The organism is Holtiella tumoricola, from assembly GCF_027857615.1.
Lineage (GTDB): Bacteria > Bacillota > Clostridia > Lachnospirales > Cellulosilyticaceae > Holtiella > Holtiella tumoricola.
In genome coordinates this window covers 185,951-198,537 of sequence record NZ_JAQIFT010000040.1, presented here as the reverse complement: position 1 = coordinate 198,537, position 12,587 = coordinate 185,951, and the positions used below count along the sequence as shown (strand labels likewise).

The window sequence follows — 12,587 nt, the reverse complement described above, 5'->3', positions numbered from 1 at the left end:
CTAAAACTTTTAGGAGAATACATACTTTTTGAAACTAGAACTAAGGTAAATTATTTGATAAATATTTTACTAAAATATATGAATTTGTTATAATTTAACTGAGAGAAAATAATGGCTTAATATATAACAAAATGAAAAGCCGGAAAGAGAAGGTATAACAATGTATTTTGTAGGTTATGTAAATAAAGGAAGTATGCATACGATAACGGATGAACAAGCAAAAGCGTTAACACATCTTAACTTAGCATTTGCACCAATGGTTGGGGATATTACAGTCATGGAGCTAGATAAAGCGCAAATAGATGAACTCAAACGTATTAAAAAGGCAAATCCAGAACTTAATGTACTTGTTTCAACAGGAGGCGGTAACAATCATGGACATGGGGAAGCCACAAGTACACAAGCAGGAATGGATAAATTAGTAGCCTCTACAATGGATATTGTAATACGTTATGATTTAGATGGGATTGACTGTGACTGGGAATTTCCAGGTGATACAGGGATTATAGAGGAGAAATACCAACATACAGCACTTTTTGCAGCGTACCGTAAAGCCTTAGATACATTAGGTGAAAAAACAGGAAAGAAATACTGGCTCACAACAGCAGCTGGGAGTGGACAGTGGTATTTAGATCGTACAGAGATTCAGACAAGTCATGAGTACTTAGACTTTATTAATTTAATGACTTATGATTCTAATACAGGTGGAAAAGTAACTGGTCACCACACCAACTTATATGAGCCAAAAGGAGAAGGGATTAGACCTCATAGTGCAGATTATCACATTCATCTAATGGTAGGGGCTGGTGTACCTATTGAGAAGATACTAATAGGCGCAGCATTTTATTCTCAACAATGGAATAATGTACCAGACATTGATCATGGTTATCGCCAAACTTCACCAGAGCTTAATAATTGGGGACCTGGTTACACAGATATTGTTGATCACTATGAAAATAAAAATGGTTACATCAAATACTTTGATGAAGCGGCAAGAGCACCTTTCCTATTTAATGGAAGTACATTTTTCTCTTATGATGATCCTACCTCTGTAAAGGAAAAGTGTGATTATGCAAAAGCTCATCATATGGCTGGTATTTTTTACTGGGTACATGATGCAGATCGTAGGGGAGAATTGTTCGATATTATAGCACGTGAGATAAAAATTTCCTAAAAAAGAGTAAATTTTAAAATTAACTATTGCAATTATGTACTATAATACATAAAATATAGTTAAGTTCACTCCCCCAAGTTGAACTTGAATGAAGTCTCCTCCAACCCCTTTTTGGAAGAATGACGGAGAAAATGCCCTATGGCCTTATGCCATAGGGCATTTTTGTTTAGATTATAAAATATTTGCAGGAATATAGTGTTTTAATTATATGTTATGTTATAATAAATTCAGAATTAAAGCCTAAAATGACTAAATCATACAAAAAGTGGGGGGCTAGCATATGGGACTTAAGAATGTTATTAATATAGAACAAAAGCAAGTCATATCGACCCAGCAGCAACAATCGCTAAATATTTTAAGTATGACTAATGTAGAGTTATTTGATTTTTTGGAAAAGCAGTCAGAAGAGAATCCTGTTCTTGAAGTAGAAAGTAAGTGGATTGAGCAAAAGAAATTAGATGCTTTTAATCAGGTCGTTGATAAGGCTATAACATTAGAAGAATATCTTATAGGGCAAATTGATGTGGAACGTTTTACACATCATGAGATTAATTTATTACATATACTCATTAAGATGATAGATTCTCAGGGATTTCTAAAAGAAAATGAATCAGAACTTTTAAAGATATTGGCAGTAGACGATGTAACATTATATCGTCTTTTATATTATATTCATCATTTAGATCCAATTGGTGTAGGAAGTAGTAATTTTAGAGAGTGCCTTAAGTTTCAATTAGATGCAAAAGGATTATTAGATGAAGTATTAGAGCGAATGATAGATTTTTATTTGGAAGCATTAACAAAAGGGAATTTTGGAAAGGTGGCAAAAGAGCTAGGTATTTCTACCGTACAAGTAAAGTCTTATTATCAATTGATCAAGGTCCTTAATCCTAAGCCAGGTAATGGTTTTGGGATTAAAGATGAACAATATATTACACCTGATTTAGTTTTAAATTTAACCAATGACGGATATGAACTTATACTTGAGCGTCAGTCGCTCCCTCAAGTAACTATAAGTACTTATTGGGAGCATATGATGAAAGAAGCTCAAAACGATGATGGAGCAAAGGCTTATTTAGAGTCTAAATGGCAAGCAGCAAGAAAACTTGTACAGGCTGTAGAAGAGCGTAAAAAAACGATTCTAGCAGTAGGACATTTTATTGTAGAGCGCCAATACCTTTATTTTAAGACAGGTAATAGTAAATACATAAAACCATTAAAACTTAAAGATATTGCAGAAGCTATTGGTGTACATGAATCTACAGTGAGTCGTGCTGTAAATACTAAGTATTTATTATGTAGTCAGGGCATTTATAGTCTCAAATATTTCCTATCTACAGCAATAGGGAAAAAGGACACGCAGCTTGCGGGTAATGGAATGGAAAATGTTAGCAAAGAGAGTATCAAAGAACATCTAAGAGAATTGATTGAGAATGAGAATAAGGCTAAACCATTAAGCGATAGCAAATTGCAGGTGAAGCTTCAAGAAATGGGGTTTGAAATATCACGACGTACAGTGGTGAAATATCGTGAAGAATTAAATATAGGAAGTTCTTTCCAGAGGGGGACGCTGCATGTTTAGAATTTTATTTATTGTGCCTTATGATGCCATTCAACTTGAAGTAGAACAAGCTGTTAATCTCTATAAACCTAAGGGGATGAGCATTGACCTAACCAATGTCATTGGTGTAGAAGATACAGAAAAATTAAATATTGGTATTTATGACCTCATTATTGCAAGAGGGATTACATATGCAACCATTAAACAAATGGATCCTAATAAACCTATTATTGAAATAGGAGTAACTGGGTTTGAACTCATTCGAGCCATTAGTGAAGCCAAATCACTGTATAATCCGAAAAAAATAGCAGTAGTAGGTTGGAAGGATATGATTCATGCGGTTAAGGAATTAGGCAATTTGTGTGATATGGAAATACTATGCCAATCCGTTGAATCTGACCAAGAGGCAAAAATGGTGACTGGTGAATTAAAGAAACAAGGTGTAGAGGTCATTGTTGGTGGGCTGATGGCCTGTAATGCTGCAGATGCAAATGGACTACCTTGTGTATTTATTAAAACAGTAAAAGAAACCATTGAAAAATCTGTTGTTGAAGCCATTAATACAGCACGCGCGATTATCGAACAACAAGATAAAGCTAATCTCTTTAAAACGATTATGGATTATTCAACAGAGGCTATTATTTCCGTTGATAAGACTGGACATATTACAACCATGAACAAGATGGCTTATAGAATTTTAAACCTTCCTTATCAAATGGAGCTAATCGGAAAATCTATTCAAGATGTCATGCCACATAGTAAGCTTAGTGAAGTGATTGTAAGTGGTAAATCGGAAATGAATAAAGTCATTAAATATCAAGGTACACTTCTTAATACTAACATTGTTCCTTTAGAAGTTAAAGGAGACGTAAAAGGTGCAATTAAAATGTTCCAAAAGGTTACGAAAATCCAAGAGGTAGAAAGTGAAATTCGTAAAGCCATTCATAAGAAAGGCTTAGTAGCGAAGTATACTTTTGATAATATTATAGGTGAAAGTAGCACAGTAAAAAAAGCCATCGGGGCAGCACTCAAATATAGTAGCGTTTCTTCGAATATCCTACTTATTGGTGAAACGGGTACAGGTAAAGAACTTTTTGCTCAAGGTATTCATCAAGCGAGTAACCGTAAAGAAGGACCTTTTGTAGCCATTAACTGTGCGGCTCTTCCAGAAAACTTACTAGAGACGGAATTATTTGGTTATGTTGAAGGTGCATTTACAGGTGCATTAAAAGGAGGGAAAGTTGGTTTCTTTGAACTAGCTCATGGTGGCACAGTCTTTTTAGATGAGATTAATGAAGTATCTTTAAGCTTACAAGCAAAATTGCTAAGAGTACTAGAGGAAAAGGAAATCAGAAGAGTAGGCGATGACCGAGTGATTCCTATAGATGTGCGTATCATTACAGCTACAAATGCTAATTTAGGTGAGAAAGTAGAGCGAGGCGAATTTAGAAGAGATTTACTTTATCGTCTCAATGTATTGAATATTAAAATTCCACCACTGAGAGAAAGAGAAGATGATATATTAGCTCTAGCTGAGTATTATATTAATAAATTTAATTTGAAGTTTGAAAAGCATATTGAAGGGATAGAAGAAGACGCTAGACAAGCCTTTATGGAATATAGGTGGCCGGGGAATATACGAGAGCTTAAAAATATCTGTGAACGGCTCGTTGTATTAAGTGAGTATTCAATGATTACGTATGAAGATTTTATTGCACAAGTATCTTTTGAAAGCGAAATGCTAGATATCATTAAAAGGGAACCGGTAAAAGGAAAACATTATGTCCAGCGTGAACCCATACTTAATATTGATAAGCTTGAAAGTTATACGATCTTAGAAGCCTTAGAAAAAGCAGGACACAATAAAAGTATAGCAGCTAAAATGCTAGGGATTAGTAGAAGCACCCTTTGGAGAAAGTTAAAAGAAATAGAAGATAATGATTAAAAGGATAAAATCTGAGTAGCAGTATGAGTCTATTCGGATTCTTTTTTTACATTAAAACATTTAAATGTTTCATAAAAATAAAAAATGAAACAAGATGTTTAAAAATGAAACAGGTATACTGAAAGATTAATAAAAGTGCCGTAATAATAGAGTGTGGTATCTATTATTACCAAAATATAAAAGTTGGCACATTAATTGCTTATAAATAATGCATAGGAAGATATAAAAAAATACAATTCTATTCGTACTTTTGCATAGTGTGTTTTGCTACATCCCTTTCCCTGCTTAGTAGCAAGAACAGTTTGTAGAAGGCGAAAGAAAAGGAGAGGATTTTTTTGAACAAAGTGAATACAAAAACCCTGTTACCTCTTGGAACAGGACTCTTATCTATTCTATTTATTTACTTTGGTATTGTAGAGTATGGTATTTGGGATGATAAAAAAGGACCATTGGGGGGATTCTTCCCTGTCATTATTGCCATTGTTTTACTTCTTATGAGTATACTTGCCATTATACAGTCTTTTAAGGAAAGTAAAGTAGTTTATGAAAAAGAAAATTGGCTACCTGTTATAGGCGTAATGACCATTATCCTTGCAACTTACATAATTGGTATGATTCCAAGCGTTTTAATCTATTTAGTTGTTTGGCTTCGTGTTCTTGAAAAAAGTAGTTGGAAACAAACTTTACTTGTAACGCTCATCATTGGTGCAATTGTCTATGGTGTATTTGTGCTATGGCTAAATATTCCATTCCCACAAGGTATCATTTTTGAGTGGATTTTAGGATAGGGGGCAAAGAGATGGAGAATGTCGGATTTTTGTTAGAAGGTTTTATGGTAGCACTTTCGCCTCAAAATATAGGGGCAGCCATGATAGGGGCAGCACTTGGAATCATTGTTGGAGCAATGCCTGGGATTGGATCATTAGCAGGTGTTGCATTGCTTTTACCACTTACCTTTAAGTTCAACCCTACAACAGCCATTATTATGTTAGGTGCGATTTATTATTCCAACATGTATGGTGGTTCATATAGTGCTATTTTACTTAATATTCCAGGAGATAGCCCAGCTGTTATGACTACATTAGATGGTTATCCAATGGCTAAGAAGGGGAGAGCTGGGCAAGCGCTTTTAACAGCTAACTTTTCGTCTTTCATTGGTGGACTTATAGGAATGTGTATTTTAGTATTCATTGGTCCAGCTTTAGCACGCATAGGGCTAAAGTTTGGCCCAGCAGAAATGGCTGCTCTTTTATTAGTTGCTATGACATCTATTACATGGCTTGTAGGTGAAAATCCAACAAAAGGGGTTATTGTAACATTGGTTGGTATTTTGCTTGCAAGTATTGGAATGGATTCTGTACTTGGTACACCACGCTATGACTTTGGCAGTATTCATTTACTTGGAGGGATTCCATTTACACCATTAGTTATTGGGGCAGTAGGTTTTTCACAAGTGATTAAACTTATGTCAGAACGTGATAAACAACAAAAGGTAGAAGGGAAAATACGTCTTCGAGATAGTTGGTTTGTAAAAGGTGAAGGTAGACGTCTTTTATTTCCAGCCCTTCGATCAGGTATTCTTGGTACATTTGTAGGCGTATTACCTGGTGCAGGTGCAACAACAGGTTCTTTTATGGGATATGCTATTCAAAAAAAATGTTTTAAAAATAAAGAGAAGCTTGGTGAGGGAGCCATTGAAGGAGTGGCCGCTTGTGAAGCAGCAAATAATGCAGCAGCCGCTGGAGCCTTTGCACCATTGTTGGCTTTAGGTATTCCTGGTTCAGGAACAGGTGCTGTTCTACTTGGTGGACTTATGATGTGGGGACTCAATCCAGGACCAATGCTCTTTGAAACTAATCCGGATTTTGCCTGGGGGCTTATTGCTTCTTTATTCTTAGCCAATATGATTACACTTGGTATTGCACTTCTCATTATTCCATGGCTTATGAAGATATTATCTGTACCTGTAAAAATCATGATCCCAGCGATTTCTGTTATCTGCGTAGTTGGAGCTTATAGTACAAGTAACTCTATGTTTGGTGTTATTGTTATGTTCTTAGCAGGTGTATTGGGTTATTTATTAGAAAAAAATAATTATCCTATTGCACCATTACTCCTTTCAATGGTACTTGCTAAAACATTAGAAGTGAATACACGTCGTGCATTTATTATTTCAAAAGGTAGCCCGATGATTTTCTTTGAAAAACCAATCTCAGCGGTTTTAATGGTTATCTTCTTCTTGATTATTTGTACACCTATTGTAAAAGCGATTATTAAGAAAGTGAAAAATTCTAAAAATAATTCAATGGCACAAGGCCAATAAAAGAATGGGGGAAGTAAAATGAGAAAAGGGTTTATGATGGTGGTAGCAGGGATTTTGGCAATGGGCAGTTTAACAGGTTGTGGAGCAAAAGAAGCTTCATCAGATGGTACTTTCAAACCAACTAAAAACGTTGAATGGGTAGTTACTTCTAGTCCAGGTGGTGGGAGCGATATTTACACACGTGTCATCACAGACATTATGACGAAAGAAAAATTAGTAGATCAGCCTTTTATTGTAAACAATCAAACCGATGGTGGTGGAGAAGTAGGACGTAGTCGTGTAAGTAAGACAAAAGGGGATGCACATACACTCCTTACTTTTAATAGTGGAGACCTTACACCAATGGTAACAAATACCCAACTTCGTATTGAAGATTTTACACCAATCGCAGTAATGGCAGTAGATAAACAACTCATGTTCGTAGGAGAAAATCCTAAGTATCCAACCATGGAAGCAGCCCTTGAGGCCGCTAAGAAAGGCGAAAATGTTGTAGTAGGTGGTTCTAAGGGGGATGATATTGCAACCTTTGAAAAGTTTCTTGAGTGTGTAGGAATGACACAAGATCAAATCTCATACGTAATGTATGATTCTACAGCAGAAGCAATAACAGGTTTACTTGGAGGTCATGTTGACCTATGTATTAGTAAACCAGCAGCTTCAGTACAATATGTAGAATCAGGTGATATGACTCCTGTATTAGCGCTCTCAACAGAACGCTTTAATGCACCATTTGATGAAGCACCAACACTTAGTGAACTTGGTTATGAAGATGCAGAAGTTCCTGTTTGGCGTGGTGTAGTTGGACCAAAGGATATGCCACAAGAAGCTGTAGATTTCTGGAGCAATGCTCTTAAACAAGTAGCAGAATCTGAATCATGGCAAGTGGATTACTTAGATAAATACTTACTTATTCCAAATTTCTTAACAGCTGAAGAAGCTGCGACATTTATGAAACAATATCAAGATGATTACCTTGCAACGCTTAATAAATAAGGTGGCTTCCTCGTCACACATAAAAATAAAGCTATCACATGTGGTAGCTTTATTTTTATGTACATATGTTTTAGGTGTTTCAAGAAATGTATCACATTGAAACATGAAACATGGTGAAAATGGATAAAGTACCTAGAATAAAGCAAAAAATCTTTTTTATCTCATTTTAAAAGTTGGCACTCTATTTGCTCTATATAAAGATAAAGCAGGGAGTTAAAAGGGGAAAAATAGAGAAGGAGTGGTGTACGTGGAAACGTTAAAAAAAGATAAACCAAGGCTTGGGATTTTATTAGGAGATGCTTGTGGTATTGGACCAGAACTTATTGCAGGATTATGTGAAAAAAATAAAGTCAAATGTTATTGTGATCCTATTATTATTGGTGATAGACGTATTTTTGAAAGAGCAAGAGAAGTGATAAAAGGTCAGTTTCAGATTGAAACGATAAAAAGTGTTTCAGAATTAGACACTGTACAAAAAGCAGAAAATACTTACTATATATTAGACCAATACAATGTGGATCCTGAACAGGTTCCATTAGGTGAAGTAAGTGCTATCGCAGGAAAGGCATCAGGTGACATGTTGATGTTGGCACTTGAACTTTGTAAGAGGAAAGAAATAGATGGATTTGCCTTTGCTCCTCTTAACAAAGCAGCTCTTAAAGCTGGCGGCTATACGCTAGAAAGCGAAAATAAGTTGTTTGGGCGCTATTTTGATCGTGAGGAACTTACCTGTGAGGTCAATGTTCTAGATAAGCTTTGGACTTCTCGTGTAACTAGCCATATTCCAATTAAAGATGTTGCTAGTCACTTAAATATAGATACTATTTTTAATGCTATTAAGTTGGCACATGATACATTAGTCTTTTCAGGAAATGTTTCTCCACGTATAGGTGTCGCTGCTCTTAATCCTCATGGTGGTGAAAATGGTACTTGTGGTAGGGAAGAGATTGATGTCATTTTACCAGCTATAGCAAAAGCGAAAAAAGAAGGGATTGAGGCAATGGGGCCTTATCCTGCAGATATTCTTTTTATTAAAGCTTTCAACGATGAATTTGATGCTGCTGTAACTATGTATCATGACCAAGGGCAAATTGCTTTAAAGCTTAAAGGTTTCCAATATGGGGTTACCGTTCATGCAAACTTACCAGTAGCTATTGCAACAGCGGCTCATGGTAGTGCCTTTGATATAGCCGGTAAAGGTATCGCGACAACAGATGCTATGGAGAATGCAATCAAAATGACTGCAAGTTTAGCACTTGGTCTTAAAGCTAAGTAAGGGAGGTGGTGGAAAGATGAAACTATGTTATCAAGTTGCAACACCTGATGTGACACTTTCTCCTTCAGTTACAGCTTTTCAAGGTGACTTAGAAACTTCTTTAGGAACATTAGGAGATATGGGGTTTGATGGGGTAGAGTTTATGACCATTAATCCGATGGCTCTAGATTGGGGATATGTAGAAAAAGTAGCTTGCAAAAATAACTTAGACATTGTCCTTGTTTGTACAGGAGAAATTTATGGTCAGCAAGGGCTTACCTTTACAGATCCTAAGCAAGAAATTCGTACAAAAGCTATTCACCGTGTAAAAGAAATGATAGATTTTGCTTCATATTTTGGTGCAAATATTAATATTGGGCGTGTCAGAGGCCAGTATGTAGACAGTATTCCTAGAGGACTTTCTTATCAGTATGCCTTAGAAGCGTTTAGGCAGATTGCAGCCTATGGTGAAAAGAAAAAAGTGAAGATTGCTATTGAGCCTGTTACTTATTTGCAAACCAATTTTATCAATACAGTAGATGAAGCGATTAAAGTATGCAATGAAGTGGGGAGTGATTCTCTTAAAATAATGCTTGATCTTTTTCATCTTAATATAGAAGAAAGAGATATTTATGAGGCTATTGAACAAGGTAAAGACCATAACATCCATGTTCATATCGCAGATAATAATCGTCGCTATCCAGGTATGGGAGGTTTTGACTTTACAAAAATTTTACGAAGTTTAAAAACTGCAGGATATGATGGGCCTATCTGTACAGAAATTTATCAATTACCCAATCAGTTAGAAGCTGCTGAGGGTACCATTAGAAAGATTAAACCTATACTTGCAAACCTTTAGAAATGAGGTGATGTCATGAAAATAGGTGTTCTATACACCGTGAAATCAGTCCTAGATACGTTTCCTCAAACTATTGTAGAGGAAATAGGGCCAGTAGATTTCGTACATATATTAGATGAAGAGCTTTTAAGTTGGATGAAAGAAGAAAATAAGGTTACACCGAGGCAAGAAAAACGCATCTTAGCCCATATCAAAAAATTTGAGAGAGAGCAAGTAAACCTAATTATTAGTAGCTGTTCAAGCTTAGGTGACTTGTTACAAAAGGTAAAAGATGAAACCCACTTACCTATCTTAAAGATTGATCAACCGATGATGGAGGAGGCTTGTAAAATAGGTACTGATATTACCCTTATTGGAACAGCACCTACAACGATGCTGCCAAGCTTCCATCATTTAGAGCAGATTGCATATGACATGGGAAAAGTTATTCACATTACACCTATATTGGTAGAAAGAGCAGGTGAGGCACTTTTTAGCAATCAACATGAACGCTTTGCCACTTTATTATTAGAGGCATTAAAGCTTGTGCCCAAGCAAGATGTAGTGATTCTGGCACAAGCATCAATGGAAAATGCAAGGCAGAGTTTAGGATATGAATTGAATTTACCTGTGTTATCAAGTCCCAACTTATTTATAAGAAATTTAAAACAATACCTAGGAGGTGTTTAATATGGCGATTGAGGTGGCAAAAGTTGACCATTTAAAACAAATGAATCATCGCTTTAGACAAGAGCTTATTGAACTTTTACATAAGATTCAAACGGGGCATCCAGGGGGCTCCTTATCTTGCACAGAGATCTTAACTTTACTTTATTTTGACAAGATGGATATTACACCTTTAAATTTACAGAATCCAGAGCGTGATCATTTTATCTTAAGCAAAGGTCATGCAGCACCTATGTTGTACCTCACGTTAGCAGAAAAAGGATTTTTTGATAAAGAAGAACTTCAAAATTTGAGACAAATTAATAGTATGCTTCAAGGGCATCCTTGCTCTAAGACAACACCAGGTGTAGAAGTTTCTACAGGGCCTTTAGGACTTGGAATCAGTGCAGGATGCGGCATTGCAAAAGGGTTAAAAATGCAAGGTATAGATCGTCACGTTTATGTACTCATGGGTGATGGGGAAATTCAAGAAGGTGTTGTATGGGAAGCAGCCATGTCCGCAGCTAAATTTAAATTGGATAATTTAGTTGTTATTTTAGATGCCAATGGTGTACAGCTAGATGGGACCACGGAAGAAGTTATGCCAATGGGAGATATTAAGGCAAAGTGGGAGGCTTTTGGGTTTAGGGTTATTGAAGCTAATGGACATGATATTACATCCCTTTCAGAAGCTATTGATGAGGCTAAAGAAATAGAAGGTAAACCAAGCTTAATCTTGGCACATACGGTAAAGGGCAAAGGTATCTCCTTTATGGAAGGTAAAAATATATGGCATGGTAAACCAATATCTGATGCAGAATATGTGACTGCTCTTAAAGAGTTGGAGGTGGAAGTATGAAACAATCAATAAGAGATGCTTATGGGAATGCCCTTTGTGAATTAGGAGAAGAAATGAAACAAATTGTAGTACTTGATGCAGATGTATCGAGTTCGACAAAAAGTGGTGTATTTGGTAAACAGTATCCAGAGCGCTTCATCAATGTGGGTGTAGCAGAAAACAATATGATTAGTATGGCGGCAGGACTTTCAATTGTTGGATATATTCCTTTTGTTAATACCTTTGCTACTTTTATGGTAGGGCGTGGTGCAGATCCACTTAAAAGTCTCATTGCCTATGGCAAGCTCAATGTGAAAGTAGCAGGTGCTTATGCAGGGTTATCTGATTCCTATGATGGGGCAACCCACCATGCTCTAGAAGATTTAGCCTTTTTTAGAAGCCTTCCTAACTTTACAGTAATTTCTGTAGCAGATGGTGTGCAAGCTAGAAAAGCAGTTAAAGTTGCAGCTCAGCTAGAAGGTCCTGTTTATCTCCGTCTAAGCCGTGCAGAAGTACCTATCCTTTATGATGAAAGCACACCTTTTGAGTTAGGTAAAGGAGATGTTTTAGAAGAAGGGAAGGATTTAACCATTATTGCAACAGGCGTCATGGTAAGCAAAGCACTTGAAGCAAGCCAAATACTAAAAAATGAAGGCATTACAACTAAAGTTATTAATATCCATACCATTAAGCCTATTGACCAAGCACTTATTGTAGAGAGTGCTAAGCAAACAGGTAGAGTACTTGTTGTAGAAGAACATAATATTAATGGAGGCCTTGGAAGTGCAGTATGTGAGGTACTTAGCGAAACCTACCCTGTACCTGTAAAGCGTATGGGCACTCAAGATTGTTTTACAGAATCCGGGGATTATGAAGCTTTACTTTGTAAATATGGATTAGATGCAACAAGTATTGTACATGAAGCAATAACATTAATACGTACAAATTAATCCATTTCAATAAATTTAATGAAAAAACATATTCGAGGAGGAAA

General features: G+C 36.1%; 11 protein-coding genes. All 11 read left to right on the top strand.

The features are described from left to right. Positions 1 to 160 precede the first annotated feature (160 nt). The 11 genes from PBV87_RS09915 to PBV87_RS09865 all read left to right on the top strand — a co-directional run bounded on the left by PBV87_RS09915 (position 161) and on the right by PBV87_RS09865 (position 12,543). Positions 161 to 1,174 (top strand): glycoside hydrolase family 18 protein, encoded by a 1,014-nt coding sequence (locus tag PBV87_RS09915; RefSeq protein WP_271012121.1) that lies wholly within the window; start codon positions 161 to 163, stop codon positions 1,172 to 1,174. A 280-nt stretch (positions 1,175 to 1,454) separates the two neighbouring features. Beyond that, positions 1,455 to 2,756, top strand: coding sequence for an RNA polymerase factor sigma-54 (gene rpoN, locus PBV87_RS09910; RefSeq protein WP_271012120.1), 1,302 nt, complete (start codon positions 1,455 to 1,457; stop codon positions 2,754 to 2,756). Then, entirely contained in the window at positions 2,749 to 4,680 is a 1,932-nt protein-coding gene (locus PBV87_RS09905; RefSeq protein ID WP_271012119.1) for a sigma 54-interacting transcriptional regulator, read from the top strand. Before rpoN ends, PBV87_RS09905 begins: the two co-directional genes overlap by 8 nt. A gap of 344 nt (positions 4,681 to 5,024) precedes the next feature. Then, positions 5,025 to 5,468, top strand: coding sequence for a tripartite tricarboxylate transporter TctB family protein (locus PBV87_RS09900; RefSeq protein WP_271012176.1), 444 nt, complete (start codon positions 5,025 to 5,027; stop codon positions 5,466 to 5,468). An 11-nt stretch (positions 5,469 to 5,479) separates the two neighbouring features. Further along, a complete protein-coding gene (locus PBV87_RS09895; protein WP_271012118.1) occupies positions 5,480 to 7,003 on the top strand; it encodes a tripartite tricarboxylate transporter permease in 1,524 nt (507 codons plus the stop codon). An 18-nt stretch (positions 7,004 to 7,021) separates the two neighbouring features. Next, on the top strand, positions 7,022 to 7,996 hold the full coding sequence (locus PBV87_RS09890; protein WP_271012117.1) for a tripartite tricarboxylate transporter substrate binding protein: 975 nt from the start codon (positions 7,022 to 7,024) through the stop codon (positions 7,994 to 7,996). A gap of 247 nt (positions 7,997 to 8,243) precedes the next feature. Then, complete coding sequence (locus PBV87_RS09885) at positions 8,244 to 9,272, top strand: PdxA family dehydrogenase (protein WP_271012116.1); 1,029 nt, start codon at positions 8,244 to 8,246, stop codon at positions 9,270 to 9,272. Between the two features lie 16 nt (positions 9,273 to 9,288). Next, on the top strand, positions 9,289 to 10,110 hold the full coding sequence (locus PBV87_RS09880; protein ID WP_271012115.1) for a sugar phosphate isomerase/epimerase family protein: 822 nt from the start codon (positions 9,289 to 9,291) through the stop codon (positions 10,108 to 10,110). Positions 10,111 to 10,125: 15 nt separating this feature from the next. After that, a complete protein-coding gene (locus PBV87_RS09875) occupies positions 10,126 to 10,779 on the top strand; it encodes an aspartate/glutamate racemase family protein (protein ID WP_271012114.1) in 654 nt (217 codons plus the stop codon). Between the two features lies 1 nt (position 10,780). Continuing rightward, positions 10,781 to 11,614: a transketolase gene (locus PBV87_RS09870; protein WP_301335072.1), complete on the top strand. Its 834-nt coding sequence runs from the start codon at positions 10,781 to 10,783 to the stop codon at positions 11,612 to 11,614. Continuing rightward, on the top strand, positions 11,611 to 12,543 hold the full coding sequence (locus PBV87_RS09865; protein ID WP_271012113.1) for a transketolase family protein: 933 nt from the start codon (positions 11,611 to 11,613) through the stop codon (positions 12,541 to 12,543). The genes PBV87_RS09870 and PBV87_RS09865 overlap by 4 nt, the downstream gene beginning before the upstream one ends. Positions 12,544 to 12,587 lie beyond the last annotated feature (44 nt).

Coding starts and splice junctions, on each gene's coding strand:
- PBV87_RS09870 (WP_301335072.1), top strand. CDS start 10,781: ATGGCGATTGAGGTGGCAAAAGTTGACCATTTAAAACAAATGAATCAT.
- PBV87_RS09890 (WP_271012117.1), top strand. CDS start 7,022: ATGAGAAAAGGGTTTATGATGGTGGTAGCAGGGATTTTGGCAATGGGC.
- PBV87_RS09880 (WP_271012115.1), top strand. CDS start 9,289: ATGAAACTATGTTATCAAGTTGCAACACCTGATGTGACACTTTCTCCT.
- PBV87_RS09865 (WP_271012113.1), top strand. CDS start 11,611: ATGAAACAATCAATAAGAGATGCTTATGGGAATGCCCTTTGTGAATTA.
- PBV87_RS09905 (WP_271012119.1), top strand. CDS start 2,749: ATGTTTAGAATTTTATTTATTGTGCCTTATGATGCCATTCAACTTGAA.
- PBV87_RS09875 (WP_271012114.1), top strand. CDS start 10,126: ATGAAAATAGGTGTTCTATACACCGTGAAATCAGTCCTAGATACGTTT.
- PBV87_RS09915 (WP_271012121.1), top strand. CDS start 161: ATGTATTTTGTAGGTTATGTAAATAAAGGAAGTATGCATACGATAACG.
- rpoN (WP_271012120.1), top strand. CDS start 1,455: ATGGGACTTAAGAATGTTATTAATATAGAACAAAAGCAAGTCATATCG.
- PBV87_RS09895 (WP_271012118.1), top strand. CDS start 5,480: ATGGAGAATGTCGGATTTTTGTTAGAAGGTTTTATGGTAGCACTTTCG.